The following is a 17,332-nucleotide window of genomic DNA, read 5'->3' on the forward strand; positions in this document are numbered from 1 at the left end:
ACCGCCATGAACCTCGACGACCGACAACGGCTATGGCATTTCTCCCGCGGTGAACGGTGGGCCGTCATCGTACTGCTCATCGCCATCGCGGCCACGCTTCTGGTCCGCCGCCACATGCAGAGGAACCCCGAGACGGGTTTCTGCGACACCACCTGGATTCAAGAGGAGATTCCCGCCTTTGAAAAGCAACTCTCAAAACCCGGTGACACAAAGAAACCGGAGAAAACCTACCGGCCCCGGCAACAAAAGTTGCAACCCATCGAGATGGAAAAAGACCTCGAATGACCCCCACCCGGCCATCGTGCAAAAATTAACCGTGACAGAATAGTTTTTTTTCGATGAAAAAGAAGTATCTTCGTCGAGAAAATATATGCAACCGCCCGAAGTGATGACACAACCTGTCCCCCCAACAACATACACCCTCAACATCGGAGGCCGGCTCCTCCCGCTCGACCGTCCGCGGGTCATGGGCATACTCAATGCAACTCCCGACTCCTTCTTTGCCGGCAGCCGCTGCCATGTCGACAAAGAGGCCATCACCCGCCGGGCGCAAGCCATCATCGAGGAAGGGGGCGACATCATCGACGTCGGAGCCTGTTCGACCCGTCCGGGCGCGACCGGGCCCACGGCCGAAGAGGAGTGGCAACGGCTCGACATCGCCCTTGCCGCCATACGCCGGCTTTACCCCGACGCCGTTCTGTCGGTCGACACTTACCGGGCCGACATAGCCCGTCGCAGCGTCGAACAATACGGGGTGCAGATTATCAACGACATCTCGGGCGGAGAGCTCGACCCGGCCATGTTCGAAACCGTGGCATCGCTGCATGTGCCCTATATCCTAACCCACATGCAAGGATCCCCGCAAACCATGCAGCAGGCTCCGCGCTACGAGCACCTCATGGCCGAGATCACCGACTACTTTGCCCGCCGCATCGACCGCCTGCACCAACTCGGTGCAAGCGACATCATTCTCGACCCGGGCTTCGGATTCGGCAAAACCCTCGACGACAACTATCTGCTGTTGCAACGGCTGCACGAGTTCCTCCCCCTGGGAAAGCCCCTGCTCGCAGGCGTCTCGCGCAAGTCGATGATATACCGTCTGCTGGGCACCACTCCCGAAGAGAGCCTCAACGGCACCACCGTGCTGCATACTCTTGCTTTGCTGGGCGGCGCCCGCATACTGAGAGTACACGACGTGCGCGAAGCCGTCGAGACCACCCAAATCGTAACCAAAACATTATCGGCATAACCATGTTTGCTCATTTCGGAATCAAAGACATACTCGACATTCTGATTGTCGCGACGCTGCTATACAGCCTGTATCGCCTCATGAAAGAGTCGGGGTCGATAAATATCTTCACCGGCGTCCTCATCTTCATCGGCGTGTGGGTGGTCGTCACCCGCATTCTCGACATGAAACTCATGGGCGCCATCATGGACAAGCTCATCAGCGTCGGCGTCATCATTCTGGTCATACTCTTCCACGACGAAATCAGGCAGTTCCTCGTGGAGCTGGGGTCGCACAAGCGATGGCGCTTCCTGTTCCACTTTTTCAGGCCCAACAAGGTCAAAGACGAAACACGCGACTACATCGCTCCGGTGGTGTATGCCTGCATCAGCCTGTCGAAAGGGAAAGTAGGCGCCCTCATCGTCATCAAGCGCGACATGCCCCTCACCGCCTACGAACAGACGGGCGACATCATCAATGCCGATGTCAATCCCCGCCTCATCGAGAACATCTTCTTCAAAAACAGCCCGTTGCACGACGGCGCCATGATTATCGCCGACAACCGCATACGCGCAGCCGGCTGCATACTTCCCGTCTCGCACAACCTCGACATACCCAAATCACTGGGTCTGCGGCACCGCGCCGCCCTGGGTATCTCGCAAGAGACCGACGCCATCGTTGTCGTCGTCTCGGAAGAGACCGGCAACATATCGGTGGCCATGAACGGGAAATTCAAACTGCGCCTCTCGACCAAGGAACTGGAACAGATTCTCACAACCGCATAACCCCCACAAGACCATGAAAAACCGCTCCTACATACAAACAGTGGTCGACAAGCGAGTGGCTGTCGGACTATTTATCTGGTGGATATTCAACCTGCTGCAAGCGGCATTCACCGAGTTGGCCCATGACGAAGCCTACTACTACATGTTTGCCCAAAACCTCGACTGGGGGTATTTCGACCACCCGCCCATGACGGCACTGCTCATCTGGCTGGGAAGTTTCATCGGCGGAGAATTGGGCGTGCGCATCTTCTTCACCCTGCTGCAACCCCTCTACCTGTGGATTCTCTGGTGCATCATTCGTCCCCGTAACCCGCACCGCCGCGACGCCACCATATTCCTGGTCGTTTCGGCCGCACTGCCCATACTCCAACTCTACGGATTCCTCGCCGTCCCCGACGTGCCGCTCATGATGACGGCCGCGCTCTTCCTGCTCTGTTACAAGCGCTTCACCGAAGACGAGTCGGTCCTGAACATGCTGTTGCTCGGCCTCTCCATGGCCCTGATGGCATACAGCAAATACCACGGAGCCCTGCTCGTGCTCTTCACGCTGCTCACCCACCCGCGGCTGTTCACCCGTCCGCGCCTCTACCTGAGCGGCATCTTCGCCCTCATGCTCATCGCCCCCCACCTGTGGTGGCAACAGGCACACGACTGGCCCTCGCTGAGTTACCATCTGCACGACCGCAACGGTTCTTTCGCATGGTCGAACATCACCGAGCACCTGCTCAACACGATTGCCGTATTCAACCCGCTTTTCTTCCCGCTCTACTTCATGGCCTGGCGACGGGTGAGACCGCGCAATGCCACCGAGCGAAGCCTCATCTTCCTGCCGATACTCTTCTTTATCTTCTTCACCTTCTCGACCCTGAAAGGCCGCGTACAACCGCAATGGCTCATCATTGCCTCGTTCGGGCTCATCTACATACTCTTTTACTACCTGCGGGAATACGCCTCACGACGCGTCTTCCGCTACGCCATGACGGCCGGGTGGGTCACCCTGTTCTTGGCTTTGCTGATGCGCATCGAAATGGTTGTCAACCCGCTGGGCATACGTTTTGAGATTTTCGACAACCGGCCTTCGTTCGAGGCCATAGCCGAGGTCGCAGACGGTCGGCCGGTCATCTTCGGCGGCAGTTACGCCGTCGCCTCCAAATACCTCTTCTACACGGGAGGCAAAGCCTTCTGCCAGCCCGACTTCTACTACCGCACCAGCCAGTGGCAATTCCGCGACGATGACACGCAAGCCGCCGGGAAAGAGGTTCTTTGGGGCACCCTCATCAAAGAGAAGCAAGCCACTCCGGCCGGCATGAACGACGTAAACCTGGCCAACGGTCAGAAATTCATCTACACCGTGCTGCCCGATTTCAAACCGGTGCGCCTCGTCGACATTTACTACAACGAAAAGTTGATGCCCGATGAAACCGAGGCCGGCGACACCCTCACCTGCATACTCGGGTTTACCAACCCCTATCCCGACACGCTCACCATCGGCGAAGACAACACCCAACTGCTCCTGCTGCTCGCCGACAAGAAACTGAGAAGAGCCGTCCCGATAGACCTGCACCTCACCCTTCCGCCCAGCAACCCCGACGAGACCATCACCCTCATGACCCGCATCAAAGCCGGCATACCGGCCGACCTGCCCGAGAGCGGTTATGACATGGGGTTTGCCATAAGCCGGGCGCCACTGGGATTCTGGTACAACTCACCCCGTCACCGCATCGAGATTCTATCCGGGAAGTAAGCCATGTTTTTTCAATTCATCAAATTCTGCATTGTCGGCGGGTCGGGCGTTTTTGTCGATTTCGGTCTGACATGGTTCTTCAAGGAGGTGTGCCACATCAACAAATATGTGGCCAACTCCATCGGCTTTATATGCGCCGCCACGAGCAACTACCTCCTGAACCGCATCTGGACCTTTGAAAGCCACGACCCCGAAATCGCCTGGCAATATGCCCGCTTTATCGGCATATCGGTCATGGGGCTCCTCATCAACAATGCCGCCATATACCTTTTCAACGACCGGCTGAAACTCAACTTCTACTTTTCGAAGCTGTTGGCCATCGGCATTGTCACGTTCTGGAACTTCTTTATGAATTACTTCTTCAATTTCTAAAAGGGAAGCCCCCGGGGAACAGGGTCAGGCAGGGAATAGGAGAGGCGCCGGTTATCGGACGCCCAAGTCTTGAAGCAGGGTTTCAAACTCAGCCACCAAGGCGGCCTGCAATTTATCGACCAGCGGATAGTCAATTTTCACCCCCTCGGGTTGCATGATTTGCACCGCCCGCCGCTCTTTCTTCGTCTGTTCCACCTCAAAAAGGAAAGGGTGCATCACCAGCGTCATGCGACGCTGCGTATCGTAAAGGCAAAGCGTGTAATCGACCGAGAGTTGCAAGGGTGGTGTCGTGTAGGAGCTTTTCATATATGCCTGTGGCGGAATCACCGGGAACAAAGTCAACATGACCAGTTGCAACTCCTCTTCACCCTTGACAGGCCCGGGATACCCATAAGTGTGCCCATTGACTTTGACATAAGCCAAATAACGGCAGCGGGACGGATAGGACGACAGGGAATCGGGCGAGATAAACACACTCTCTTCGAGCGAAGTGAACAACGACTCGGATTGCGACAACGCCGAAGGGAAATCACGGAGCAAAAACATCTTCGACGAGTCGGGCGAGACCACCCCCACATACTCGACACGAGGCAGCGGCGTCTTCTTTTTCTGAGGAGAACGACGCCCCGCCATCGCCTCCCCGGCAAAAGAGAGCGACAGAATCAGTCCAAAAACAACAAACAGGCGCATGGCGACACGACTCTTTCAAGGTTTTTGGAGCAACGCCACGGCATACGCCGAGATGCCCTCTTCGCGACCGGTAAATCCCAGTTTCTCGGTTGTCGTGGCTTTGATGGAAATGTCGTCGGGGTCAATCTCCATGACACGCGCGAGAGTCTCCTGCATGAGCGGAATATGAGGGTTGAGTTTCGGTCGTTCGGCACACACCGTCACGTCGACATTGCCTATCTCATACCCGCGCTCTCGAATGAGAGCCACCGTGTCGCGCAACAATATCTTGCTGTCGATATTCTTATAGGCGGCCGCCGTATCGGGAAAATGGAAACCGATGTCGCGCATCGCCGCGGCGCCGAGCAAGGCATCGCAAAGGGCATGTATCAACACATCGGCGTCGGAGTGACCCAACAGCCCGAGGGTGTGGTCGATGCGTATGCCGCCCAACCACAGTTCACGGCCTTCGACCAGGCGGTGCACGTCAAAGCCCATTCCTACGCGTATTTTCATTTCTTGGTCTTGTTTTTAGCGGCGACGGCGACCGATGAGGTCTTTGATTCCGTCCATGTCAAATGAGAGGGTAAAACGCATCGTTTGGTCGAGCGGGCTGCTTTGGGCCGTGGCCAGCACATAAGCCGCATCGAGCGAAAAGACGTTCAGCGAAAAACCTGCGCCAAACGTGGCATACTGGCGATTGCCCTTGTACTTGTTTTCGTAGTAATATCCGGCCCGCACAAAGAAGCGGCGGTTGTAGGAGTATTCGAGACCGGTCGAGAAATAAATTTCCTGCAACTCTTCCTTGAATCCGCCGGGAGCGTCGGAAAACGACTTGAAGATACCCGATATGGAACCGGTATTGTTGAAGTCTTCCTTGGCTTGGTTGTAAGCTTCGGTGTCATATTGTTCATACCCGTCACCATCGATGTAAGTATAGTCGCTTTGGCGGGGAGCTGCCGGCACGAGCAACTTGTTGGCGTCGAAGTTGATGGAGAGGGTATTGTAGTCGTAAATCGGGAAGAGGAACGAGAAGCCGAGACGCAAGTTGGTGGGCAGGAACGAACTGTTGGTACCGCCGTCGTAAGAAACTTTCGAACCGATGTTGGAGATATTGAATCCCCACGAGAACTGGCATTCACTGCGGCCGATGATGGGATAGACCGTCTGGTAACCCGAAATGTCGGCGGCAAAAGCGGCCGCTCCCGACATGTCTTCGGCCGACGACAAGCCCCCGAAACCCATATCGGAATAGACAAAACGGAAGACAACGCCCATCGAGAACGTCGACGACAACTTGCGGGAATAGCCCAAGTCGAGAGCCATTTCATAGGGATTGACCGTGTTTTGCAATGCGCCACTTACATCATAAGTGGGCACCGAACCCAGCGAGAAATAGCGCAACGAGGCGCTCAACGCCTGCAAATCGTTGCCGCCGAATTTCCAGTAGCCGGCCGCATAAGCCAAGTTGATGTCGTTTACCAACTTACGCAACCACGGCGTGTATGAAACCGAAAAGCCGGCGCTGCTGAACGCGAAAGCATATTTCGACGGGTTCCAATACTGCGAGTTGACATCGGGGTCGGTGGCCACACCCAGATCGCCCATTGAACCGCCGCGCGCGTCGGGCGCGATATTGAGGGTGGTCACGCCCGTGGTGATGGGGTTGAACATGTCTTTCCCGTCACCATCGGCATAGACAGGGAAAGCAAGGAGGGCCAGCAGACCCGAGAAAAGGAGATATTTTATCGAATGTTTCATATTCCGTTGAGATATATCAATATGGTAATAACTTTCCTTTTACGATGTTTATTGTGGCGTAACGATGATTTTTTGTGTTTTTGTGGCTTCGCTACTTCCGTTAACAGAGATGATGGCCCGGTAGAGATAGATGCCGTCACGCACGCGGCGGCCGGCCTTGTCGGTCAGGTTCCACTCGATGGGCGACGACACCCACATCGTCGACATGGCCGTCTGCTCGGTGCTCCATACCTCACGACCCGACCAGTCGAATATCGACAGTTTTATGGTCATCAGCATGTCGGGTCGGTCGTGCCGCAAATAGAAACGGGCCACATCGCTCACGGGACTCTTTTCGGGATAGAGGCTGTAAATCTGAGGCTTCAACCCTTTTTGCACGGCAAATTGCAGGGTCCGCGACGAAGAGTTGCCCTCGGTGTCCCACACGGTAAAACGGAGCGAATGTTTCCCATCGGTAAGCGTGGGCAACTCATAGTAAACGTCACCCAGCCCGAAAGCTCCGGCCTCGGGTTGAAAATAGGAGTTGATGACATATTCCTGAGCGGGGTCGTCGTCGACACACAGCGTCATATCATGGCCGAGCCCGATGCCCGAGATGTTGATGCCCGAAGGGTCCTCGACGCGAGCCACAAAGAGAGGCGTTTCGTTCACTTTGTCCCCCTCCTCGAAGTCCGACGTATTAAGATACATGGAATGTATCGTCGGGCCCTCATCGTCGGCCTCGGTATCGTTGTCCATGCCGCCGACCAGGAAATGGCTGTTCATGCCCTGGGCCTGCCGACCCCGACTGTCGCAGGCATAGAGGTTGAACAATCCCGGTTCGTTGGAATAATTCAACTCTTTCGGCATTTTGAAGGTAAATTCAAATTCTCCCCCACGCACCGAATCACGTCCCGTATACAGCATGTTGTCGCGCGTAAAGAAGGTATAGGGTGTCACCTCCCCGTTGTCGTTCCCGTTCCCGCCGGTGACCACCTCCCGCTCGGAGTCATAGAGACGGGGATAAACCAGTCCGTCGAAATCGGGGAGCTTCTGGTCGTCGGCCGACCGCACTTCGCCCTTGACCGTCACCCACGAGCGGGCGCGGAGCAACAGGCTGTCGGCCTCGACCTCGGAGAGCAGCGTGTCGTTGATGGCCGTGACCTCCATCTTGTAAGAGGGGGCGTTAAGCCGCAAGGCCGGGTCACCAAGCAAAATGTAGTTGAGTTTGTTCATCAGCACATCGTTGGCATTGCTGGCCACACTGTTCTTGCCCCTACGCACGACATCGCCCAGCCGCACGATCCGGCCGTCGTCATCACGGTCGAAAAGGTGCTCGACAATCGCCTTGTTGATGTAGCCGTTGGCATGGATATATACCACGCGGGTGGTCGAGATAAGGGCGATACCGCCGCCCTGGGTGTTGAGGAACAGTTCCTCGCCGCCCGAATTGGGCCGGTCATCGAAGCGGCTGAAATCGCAGGTGGCCGTAATCCACAGGGGCAGGCGCGAAACATACATGTTCGATATGTCGCTCCATTCGAGGATTTTCTCGGCCGTCCACCCCTTGGTACTGCCGTGCCCCACATAATTGATAACGAGCAACCCGTCGCGCTTCAAGAGATTGAGCATCTGTTCCTTGGCATCGGGATAGGTGGCTCCCGTGGCCGCACTCACCCGATTGTAGGCATCGATGTAAAGTTTGTGGACTAAAAATTCGGGATTTTTCGTTTCGAGGATTTCGACCAAATCTTCACTTTGCGACATGTGCGTGCCCGAGTTGCCGTCATCGGCGACCAGGCAGATGTCGTTTTTCCAATATCCGTAATCGGTGTTGGTGGCATAGGCGATGAGCTTGTCGACCATGGCCGAGGCTTCGGCCTTGGTGCGCACGGGAAAACGGCCGATGCCGAGGTCGAGCGTCGCCCGGGAAAGGTCGGCGCCCTCGTCGTCGTGAAGGAAACCGAAGTAATCGTCTGTGACATAATTATTTCTCTCGTCGATGCTCTCGTCGGACTGGAAGGTAAGCAGGTAGCCCGAACGGTCATAAGATGCCCACTCTTGCGTCACCCGGCGATTGTCATAGCTGCCGTCGCCCAAGAGCAACAGATACCGCGGACGTTGCGACTCGTCGCCGGCCGCCCGGTCATAGAACATCTTCATGAAGCGGCGTATGGCCGTGGCATCGGGCGTCCCCGACGAAAACTCGTTATAGATGTGTGCAGGTTGCACCACTTGATAGGTGAGGGAGTCCTGCGCGAGATGGAACTCGCCCAAGCGAACGGCCTCGTCGCGGAAAAGCGGCGGCGCCACAATCACGAAATCGGTTGCCGCCAAAGCGTGCAGGTTCTGATTGGAAACCGTCCCGACCCAAGAGGGCGAAGGGAACGTCGCGACAGGGTCGAAAACCACATATTCGCGCAAGCCCGTCTGCCGGGGGACAAACGAAATCACGCCACCGGCATGTTCGGCCGCAATTTCCTGCGGGGCATAACCGGTCGTCACGTCCCATACGCACGGTGAGGACACCCCCCCGTCGCCAATTTCATAGCGCAACCGGGAGGTCGCCGACGAACGGTGACGGAAAGCCACATATCCGTCGTAGAGGCGCAACTCGCGCTCCATATTGAGGAGGATATAATCGAGATAGGCGGCCGAAGCGCCGTTACCGTCGAAAAGAATGCGCACGACATCGGGGTCAGCATCATTCCGCACAAAAGAGGTTTCTATCTTGGCCTCGACACCGCATTTGTAGTTCTGTCCGTCGGAGTCGAGAATCGGCGATATGGAGGCATCTTTTATCTCGCCCCCGTTGATTTGCACCGAGACCGTCGAAGCCGAAGAGGTCGATTTCGCCAAAAAGACGACTTCGGCCGTCACCGGCGTAGAGGTGATGCCCGGCAGGTCGAACGAGAACTCACGCCACGACTGGTAGAGGAAATCTTCGCCATAAAAGTTCCGACCCATTCGCCCGGGGCTGGACAATTCCTGCTCGTGCAACACCCGGTCATGGAACGTGGAGACCGTGAGCTGGGCCTCGGAGGCAGCGGCCGAGGCCACGACCTCGGGCGAGGCGGGCGCCTCAGCAAGTTGCGTGAGGAAATAATACCCATACATCGAATAGGGATTGCGTGTCCGCACAAAACGGTTGTTGCTCACATTCCAGGAAAGCACCCCTTGGGCATAGAAAAGCAACTTGGAGCCGGTGTGCAAGACGGGTACCTGAGGCAAATCGTCGACATAAGGTTGGGAGAAATCTTCGGACAGCATGGCTCCGCCATACCCGAAAACGGCGACCCGGGAGGGATCGGAGAAGCCATACTCCCGCAACTGGTCATAAGCAAGTTGATAGATGCCCGTATCATCGACCCGTATCTTCACCCACTGCCCCGCGGCCAACCGCGACGAAGCGGCATAACGCTCCGACGCCTGCGCCGAAACGCCTTGCCATAAAATGAGGAAGGTAGCAAAGAGGATATATTTTCTCATACGTTCATCTCTCGGTCATTACCGGATCAGGCACAATCACCGAACGTGGAAATCGAGCAGTTGACGTTCACCCAGGAAGCCTTGCAGATGGTCTCCGATAGCCACCGGGCCCACCCCTTCGGGGGTTCCCGTAAAAAGCAAATCGCCCATGCGCAAGGTATAGAATCGGCTGATATAGGCAATCATCTCGTCAATGGGGAATATCATATCGGCCGTGTGTCCCCGCTGTACCTCCTTCCCCCCGACACGCAGGGAGAAGTGTTGGTCTTGCACTCCCCCGGCCAACTCTTCCACCGGGACAAAATCTCCTACGACAGCCGAACCGTCAAAACCCTTGGAAATTTCCCACGGGGAACCTTCGGCACGCAGACGGGCCTGCAAGTCGCGGGCCGTAAAGTCGATGCCCACAGTCACCGCATCGTAATAACGGTGTGCAAAACGGGGCGCCACGTTCTTACCCAGTCGTGAAATACGCACAACCAGCTCGGTCTCATACTCGACCCGTTCCGAAAACGGCGGCAGGAAGAAAGGTTTCCCGTCTTTGAGCAACGCCGTGTCGGGTTTCATGAAGAGAACCGGCTCCTGAGGTAATAACGCACGATTCATCTCTTTATTGTGGCGGAGGTAATTCCACCCCACTGCAAAAATTTTCATATCATGGATTTTTGAGAGGCTCGGGTGCCTGCGGGATTTTGAAAAGGAAACTACGGGTTATTTCCCGAGCGTATGGTTCAGCCGGTTGAACATCACGGCCAAGTGAGCATATATCGAGGTGTTCTGCACGACAATATCATCGGGGGTCTTGATGCGGTAAGGGGTGAAATTCCAAATGGCCCGCACCCCGCCGGCTATCATGTCGTTGCAGGCCTCCTGCGCCCTATCGACCGGCACGGTGAGAATGCCGATGCAAGCGCCGAGCTGAGGTTGCAGCCGGGGAAAGTCGGCCACATCATACACCGGAATCCCGTTGATATGGGTGCCGACAAGCTGCTTGTCGACATCGAAACCGGCAATGACGTTCATGCCATACTGCGCCAGTCCCGTATCCTGCAACAAGGCCGCGCCCAAACTCCCGACACCGAAGATGACCGCCTTGTGTTTCTCGCCGAAACCCAGGAACTGTTCAAGGGCGTCGACCAGCGACGCCACTTCATATCCCACGCGGGTCTTTCCCGAGATGTTGATAAACGACAAATCCTTCGCAATCCGGGAGGCATCGACATTGAGCTCTTTCGATATTTGTGTCGACGAGACATACTCCACCCCTTTATCGCGCAGCAGTTTGACATAGGCCAAATACCAAGGCAGACGCCGCAATGAAGGTTCGGGCAAGCTCATTGATGTCCTCGAATTTCCGATTGCCATTTCCTGTTATTGTTTTTTTGACCCACAAAAGTAATATTTTTTTTGGCAAACTGCATATTCCGCTTTAAATTTGAGGGGATTATTTCCCCCTTATCGGTATTTCCACAGCAAACAATCTCCCGCCATGAGCAAGAACAACGACTGGAAAGAACGTCTCAATATCGTCTACTCGACCAACCCCGACTTCTCTTACGAAACCGAGGAGGAGCCCCAACCGGCAACCCTTCCCGCCGAGAAACAAGCCTTGCGCATCGAACTCGACAAGCGCCATCGCAACGGCAAAACGGCCACCCTCATCACCGGATTTGTCGGCACGGACGACGACTTGAAAGAGCTGGCCAAGCTCCTGAAAACCAAATGCGGCGTAGGCGGTTCGGCCCGTGACGGTGAAATCCTCATACAGGGTGACCTGCGCCAAAAAGTAAAAGAGATTCTCACCCGGGAAGGCTACTCCCGCACCCGCATCATATAAGACACCATGCTCAACGTCTATCGTGCATCGGCCGGCTCGGGCAAGACCTACCAACTTACCCTCGAATATATCAAGCTCCTGCTCGCCCCGCCCCAAAACGAGGAGGGACTGTTGCCCGGCGAACGCCAGCGGCTCTTCCGCCGCATCTTGGCCGTGACATTCACCAACAAGGCCACCGACGAGATGAAGCAGCGCATCGTCAGGCAACTCGACATTCTGGCGCACGACCCCGAATCATCGGAATACATCGGCCAACTGCTCGGCCGTGACGGCATCACCGCCGACATCGGAGCGTTGAAACGACAAGCCGCCGAACAACTCTACACGCTGCTGCACGATTTCTCGGGCTTCAACATCAGCACCATCGACCGCTTCTTCCAGCAAATCACCCGCTCGTTCATGCACGAAATCGGCTACTCGGGCGGCTACAACATCGAGCTCGACAGCTCCATGGTCCTCAACGAGGCAATCGACAACCTGTTCTTCGACCTCGAAAAACGAGAAAACCGGGAGTTGCTCAAATGGCTGGTCGATTATGCCCGGCAACAGGTCGAGGAAGACTCCTACAAGAACTTCCGGAAGAAAATCGACGAACTGGCCGAAGAAATTTTCAAAGAAGAATTCAAAAGCCAAAGCGAAATTCTCGAAAAAAAACTGCAAGACAAGCAATTCCTCGCCCGCTTCATCGCATCGCTCGACGAGAAAAAACGCACATTCGAGAAGCAGGTGCACGAACGGGCCGAGGCCGCGCTCACCCTCCTCTCCCAAAACGGGCTCTCTCCCGAAGATTTCAAATACGGCAACCGCTCAGGCGCCACCCTCTTGCGCAAATGGGCCGGCGGGAACTACGCCTTGCAACCGAACGACCGTTTCCGGCAAATGGCCGAAAACAGCGCCGACAAGTGGTACACCAAAGGCAAAACCCCCGACGACATCGTCGAAACCATGTCGCGCATCGAACCGGTATTCCATAACGTGTGCCGGGAAATCGTCCGTCTCTACGGAGCGCCTTATGCCGACTATCTCTCGGCCCTCCACACCAAAAAATACCTCTACACGCTGGGCATCATCAACGACATCGTCACCCACATACAAGATTACCAAAGCGAACACGGAACCCTCCTGCTCTCCGACACCAACGACCTACTGCGCAAGATTATCCGCCAAGACGACACCCCGTTCGTCTACGAGAAGATAGGCACCTACATCGACCACTTCTTCATCGATGAGTTCCAGGACACCTCGGCCACACAATGGAAAAACTTCTATCCGCTTATCAAAGAGAGCAACGACCGGGGACTCTCCAACCTGCTGGTAGGCGACGTGAAACAGAGCATCTACCGATGGCGGAATTCCGACTGGGAGCTGCTCAACGAGAAACTCCCCGACTATTTTCCCCAACGGGAACTGCACGACGAGACCCTCGACACCAACTGGCGGAGCGAAAAAGAGGTGGTTCGCTTCAACAACACCTTCTTCGACCGTGCCGCCGCCCGTCTGCAACAGGTCCTCAACGAGAACCTGCCGCCAAACTTGCGCGACGATGAAAGCCTGTGTCAAAAAATAGAGCTGGCCTACCGCAACGCCGCCCAAAAGACAGGCCGTAAAAATGCGGCCGACGGCGGTTATGTCGAAATCGATTTCTTTGAAAACACCCGGGAAAACGAAGAAGAAAGCCGCGCCAAGGACAAAGCCCTGCGACGCACCGTCGAAGTGCTGCGCGACCTCCAAGACCGCGGCGTCGCCCTACGCGACATCGCCATACTGGTACGCACCAAGGACGAGGGCAACCGCATCGTGCAATACCTGCTCCACGAACAAGCCTCCGCAGAAAACGACAAGTACCGATACGACGTCATCTCCGACGAAGCCCTGTATATCAGCAACTCATCGACCGTACAACTCATCATCGCCTTGCTCGATTACCTGCGTGCGCCACAAGAAGCGCTCACCCGCTTCATGGCTCTCTATTCGATAGAAACAGCCTACCGCAAGACCGTGCCCGACAAAGCGATACCCGGAATATGCAACCGCTTGCAAAAAGACGATGCCGAAGAGCTGCTGTGCCGCATCGAAAAGTTCCGGGGGGAACCTCTCTATGAGATATGCGAAAAAATCATCGACCTCTTTCCCGTCGACACGACCGGCGATGAAAACGTCTTCATACAAGCCTTCCTCGACCTCGTGCTGCAATATACCGAGAAACGCTCTTCCGACCTCAATTCATTCCTCCTCTGGTGGCACGACAAAGGCGTCACCCGCTCGCTCTCGACCCCCCAAGAGCAAGATGCCGTGCGCATCATGACCATACACAAGTCAAAGGGTCTTGAATTTAAAATCGTCATCATTCCCTTCTGCAACTGGACCATCGACCACCGCTCGACACATGCCCCCATCTTGTGGGCCGAAACGACGGCGCCATTCGACACACTGCCCATCGTCCCCATCGCCTACAACAGCGAACTGGCCGCGACACAGTATGCCCGCACCTATTTCACCGAACAAATACACACCTACATCGACAACCTCAACCTGGCATACGTCGCATTCACGCGCGCCCGCGAAGAACTCCATATCTTCGTGCCCAAAATTTCGGGATTGAACATCGGCACCCTCCTGCAACAATGTATCGAAGAGGACACGCCTGTGCCCTCGGCTACCGACAGGCCCTATGCCAACCTGCACGACGGCTACGACCCCGAGGCAGGCCGGTACATGCTGGGCACCCCCGCCCCGCTCAAAGAGAAGAGCCGCCATGCCCCGTCACAGGCACCCGCCCCTTACCGTTCGACACCTCCGGGCAAACGCCTGCACTTGCGCCTCATGGGGCAAGGGTTCTTCGACCCCGAAGACCGACGCCACCACGGCTCGGTGTGCCATCGCGTGCTCAGCTCCATCGCGACGGCCGACGACATAACACCGGCCATGCAAAAGCACATACAGGCAGGCGAAATCTCCGAAACCGATGCCGCAGAAATAGAGTCCATGCTGCGGCAGCAACTGGCCGAGCCCGAAAAACAACGCTGGTTCAAAGCCGGTAACCGCATACTCAATGAGCGCGACATTCTCCACCCCCGGCAAGGCACCTACCGTCCCGACCGCGTCGTCATCGACGGCGAGGGGGCCACGGTCATCGACTACAAGTTCGGCGCCGAACGCACCGCCCACAACAGGCAAGTGGCGGGTTATATGCACCTGCTCGAAGAGATGGGCTACAAAACCCGGGGGTACATCTGGTACGTTCCTTCGGGGAAAGTCGTTCCCGTCGAAGGATAGCACCCCTCCCCCAAACAAGAAAAAACAAAAGTCGCTGAAAAATGAACGGCGAAGCATCATTTGTGACAGGAATGCGCGTCGCATTCGAGCGGGAGAGGTTCAAAAGTCGCAAAACCGGACAGAAGCCGGCACTCTTCTCCGGCCACAAATAAAAAAAAGGCATCGATGAACGATGCCTTTATCTGAGTTGCGGGAGCCGGACTCGAACCAGCGACCTTTGGGTTATGAGCCCAACGAGCTACCAACTGCTCCACCCCGCGATGTTTTTCGTGGTGCAAAGATACGGCTCTTGCACAAAAAATCCAAACAATAAACTGTTAAATATTCTCACTTTTTCGGTTACATTATCCTTGCGTAGTGCTATCTTACTGAATTTCTGCGCTATTCGAAATAGAAACTCAACACGACCAACCGCGAAAAAGCCCTTTTCACCGCCTGAGTATATTTAATATCGAGCGGGTCGACCAGGTCGGTACGTTTGTGGCGGACAACATCACTCAGGCCGAAACAGAATTTCAATTCGGGAATCAGTTTGAAGAACGAGAGATAGATGTCGCACCCCACCCCCACTTCGAGATAGGTATCGTAGGTGTTAAGCCGCAACAGGTCATTGCGTTTCTTCGAAATGTCGATGGTAGGAGCCACGCCCAACGAAAGATAGGGGCAATAATTATTCAACCGTTTGGCGCTGTATTTCAAAGTCACCGGCATCATGATATAGGTCGATTTCAAATCGACGGTGCGGCGGGTGTCGCTTTGGTCCTCGCGAAACTCCACCGTCTTATTGCCGAACATAAGTGTGGGGGTGAAACGCAAATTGAGATAGGGGCAGAGGTAAAGGTCGCTCACCAAGCCCACATTGAAACCGGGCGAAAAAGAAGGCACCTCGGCATACCACGTCTCCCCGCCATCGGTCACCGCGCCGGTATGCCTGATGGCCAAGTCCTGCACATGCGTACCCACGGAAAAACCGAAATGGAGACGACGTTGGTCGACAAACGGCAGCCGCTGCAACTTCTGCTGCTGCCCCCATGCCGAGAGAACGACTACAAGTCCCGTCAATATGAAAAGTATCTTTTTCACGCGTTGTTTCGAAGTATGAATAAAACGCAGAATCTATCGAATTATTGCCAGTAAGGGAAAAAGATATTTGGGCAAATCGTCTTTTGTTCAAAAAACATTCGATTTAATTTGTCAGAAAAAAGAAAAACCGTACTTTTGCCAAACACATTACAACTAATTAGTACTAATTTTTAAATTCAAAACTATGGCTTACGTTATTAGCGATGACTGCATTGCTTGCGGTACCTGCATGAGCGAATGTCCCTCCGACGCTATCTCCGAAGGCGATATCTACAAAATCAACCCCGACAAATGCGTTGATTGCGGTACTTGCGCCGATGCTTGCCCCACTGGTGCTATCCACCCGGGTGAATAATCCGCAAAAATGAAAAGAATAAAAAGCTCTGCTTTGGCAGAGCTTTTTTATTTCCGGGCCCCATCGTCACAAAAGTAAGCCAACCCCACCTCTATCGAATGAATAAAAAAATGCCGGAAGCGAACTTCCGGCATTTTTTACGGTATCAATACCCACTAAGGCACTATCACTTGCCGCGCGGTGGTACCGGCGACAACGATGTAATAACCTTGCGGCACTTCAAGGGTGGCTTTTCCTTCGGCCGAAACGACTTCGGCACATTTCACGCCCGAAAGCGAATAGACGGCAACCGGCGTGCCGGCAGCCACGTTCTCAACCACGATGCGACCGGAAAGGGCATAGAATCGGATTTCGGCACTTGCCTCGGTCTCGTCGATAGACGTAGAGGTTGCCAAAACCTTTATCTCCGTGGTCTTGTAGGCATTGTCGCCGCTCAGTTTCGGGAAGAGCGTCGAGGTGATTTCACAGTAAACGGCACTGTCGAGGGCGGTCGTGAAGGTCGTCACCCCGGATTCTACCTTGTAGGAGTCGGCCGGTACCGGCGTGCCATTGGCATATTTCCAGGTGTAGGTGGCTTCGTCTCCGGCCGATACCAATCCCGACAGGTCGAGCGCTTCGCCCGCCTTTATGTCTTCACTCAACTCATAGGCGGCCAGCGGAGCATAGTTGTAGTTCTTCGGCGACAACCGGGGCAACGTGGCCGGCGTCATGCGGCTGCCCGTACAGTTCAGCGTCGTCTTTACACTGTCGGCAT

At 55.3% G+C, this 17,332-nt stretch carries 16 protein-coding genes and 1 tRNA gene; 8 read left to right on the forward strand and 9 right to left on the reverse strand.

Annotated elements, in window-relative coordinates; all coding sequences use genetic code 11:
* Positions 1 to 6 precede the first annotated feature (6 nt).
* From IAD09_02505 to IAD09_02525, 5 genes are all read left to right on the forward strand, one after another.
* A complete protein-coding gene (locus IAD09_02505) occupies positions 7 to 285 on the forward strand; it encodes a hypothetical protein (GenBank protein HIT81100.1) in 279 nt (92 codons plus the stop codon).
* Between the two features lie 103 nt (positions 286 to 388).
* Positions 389 to 1,249 (forward strand): dihydropteroate synthase, encoded by an 861-nt coding sequence (folP, locus tag IAD09_02510; protein ID HIT81101.1) that lies wholly within the window; start codon positions 389 to 391, stop codon positions 1,247 to 1,249.
* A gap of 2 nt (positions 1,250 to 1,251) precedes the next feature.
* On the forward strand, positions 1,252 to 2,013 hold the full coding sequence (locus IAD09_02515) for a TIGR00159 family protein (protein ID HIT81102.1): 762 nt from the start codon (positions 1,252 to 1,254) through the stop codon (positions 2,011 to 2,013).
* 13 nt (positions 2,014 to 2,026) lie between these two features.
* Positions 2,027 to 3,757 carry a glycosyltransferase family 39 protein gene (locus tag IAD09_02520; GenBank protein ID HIT81103.1) on the forward strand — a complete coding sequence of 577 codons (1,731 nt, stop codon included), beginning with the start codon at positions 2,027 to 2,029 and terminating at the stop codon, positions 3,755 to 3,757.
* Positions 3,758 to 3,760: 3 nt separating this feature from the next.
* Positions 3,761 to 4,129, forward strand: a complete 369-nt coding sequence (locus tag IAD09_02525; protein ID HIT81104.1) for a GtrA family protein — start codon at positions 3,761 to 3,763, stop codon at positions 4,127 to 4,129.
* A gap of 51 nt (positions 4,130 to 4,180) precedes the next feature.
* Here the strand turns inward: IAD09_02525 and IAD09_02530 are convergent, their stop codons facing one another.
* The 6 genes from IAD09_02530 to IAD09_02555 are packed head-to-tail and all read right to left on the reverse strand — an operon-like array spanning position 4,181 to position 11,392.
* Complete coding sequence (locus IAD09_02530; protein ID HIT81105.1) at positions 4,181 to 4,819, reverse strand: hypothetical protein; 639 nt, start codon at positions 4,817 to 4,819, stop codon at positions 4,181 to 4,183.
* A 15-nt stretch (positions 4,820 to 4,834) separates the two neighbouring features.
* A complete protein-coding gene (locus IAD09_02535; protein HIT81106.1) occupies positions 4,835 to 5,314 on the reverse strand; it encodes a 2-C-methyl-D-erythritol 2,4-cyclodiphosphate synthase in 480 nt (159 codons plus the stop codon).
* Between the two features lie 15 nt (positions 5,315 to 5,329).
* Complete coding sequence (gene porV, locus IAD09_02540; GenBank protein HIT81107.1) at positions 5,330 to 6,559, reverse strand: type IX secretion system outer membrane channel protein PorV; 1,230 nt, start codon at positions 6,557 to 6,559, stop codon at positions 5,330 to 5,332.
* 48 nt (positions 6,560 to 6,607) lie between these two features.
* A complete protein-coding gene (gene porU / locus IAD09_02545; GenBank protein ID HIT81108.1) occupies positions 6,608 to 10,027 on the reverse strand; it encodes a type IX secretion system sortase PorU in 3,420 nt (1,139 codons plus the stop codon).
* 36 nt (positions 10,028 to 10,063) lie between these two features.
* On the reverse strand, positions 10,064 to 10,681 hold the full coding sequence (locus IAD09_02550; protein ID HIT81109.1) for a fumarylacetoacetate hydrolase family protein: 618 nt from the start codon (positions 10,679 to 10,681) through the stop codon (positions 10,064 to 10,066).
* 57 nt (positions 10,682 to 10,738) lie between these two features.
* Complete coding sequence (locus tag IAD09_02555) at positions 10,739 to 11,392, reverse strand: redox-sensing transcriptional repressor Rex (protein ID HIT81110.1); 654 nt, start codon at positions 11,390 to 11,392, stop codon at positions 10,739 to 10,741.
* A gap of 124 nt (positions 11,393 to 11,516) precedes the next feature.
* Here IAD09_02555 and IAD09_02560 point away from each other — a divergent pair, with 124 nt between their 5' ends.
* Positions 11,517 to 11,864 carry a translation initiation factor gene (locus IAD09_02560; protein HIT81111.1) on the forward strand — a complete coding sequence of 116 codons (348 nt, stop codon included), beginning with the start codon at positions 11,517 to 11,519 and terminating at the stop codon, positions 11,862 to 11,864.
* A 6-nt stretch (positions 11,865 to 11,870) separates the two neighbouring features.
* The gene (locus tag IAD09_02565) at positions 11,871 to 15,140 is read left to right on the forward strand and encodes a UvrD-helicase domain-containing protein (protein HIT81112.1); all 3,270 of its coding nucleotides are present in this window, start codon (positions 11,871 to 11,873) and stop codon (positions 15,138 to 15,140) included.
* A 187-nt stretch (positions 15,141 to 15,327) separates the two neighbouring features.
* On the opposite strand, the gene IAD09_02570 is transcribed toward IAD09_02565, so the two are convergent.
* A tRNA-Met gene (locus tag IAD09_02570) sits at positions 15,328 to 15,400 on the reverse strand.
* Between the two features lie 121 nt (positions 15,401 to 15,521).
* Positions 15,522 to 16,256, reverse strand: a complete 735-nt coding sequence (locus IAD09_02575) for a PorT family protein (GenBank protein HIT81113.1) — start codon at positions 16,254 to 16,256, stop codon at positions 15,522 to 15,524.
* Between the two features lie 151 nt (positions 16,257 to 16,407).
* On the opposite strand from IAD09_02575, the gene IAD09_02580 reads away from it, so the two are divergent.
* Positions 16,408 to 16,578, forward strand: coding sequence for a 4Fe-4S binding protein (locus IAD09_02580; protein ID HIT81114.1), 171 nt, complete (start codon positions 16,408 to 16,410; stop codon positions 16,576 to 16,578).
* A gap of 155 nt (positions 16,579 to 16,733) precedes the next feature.
* Here IAD09_02580 and IAD09_02585 read toward each other — a convergent pair.
* Positions 16,734 to 17,332 (reverse strand): hypothetical protein (locus tag IAD09_02585; protein ID HIT81115.1); only part of this gene is annotated, 599 nt, incomplete at its 5' end.

It is taken from the genome of Candidatus Caccoplasma merdavium (genome assembly GCA_018715595.1).
GTDB classification, from domain to species: Bacteria; Bacteroidota; Bacteroidia; order Bacteroidales; family UBA11471; genus Caccoplasma; species Caccoplasma merdavium.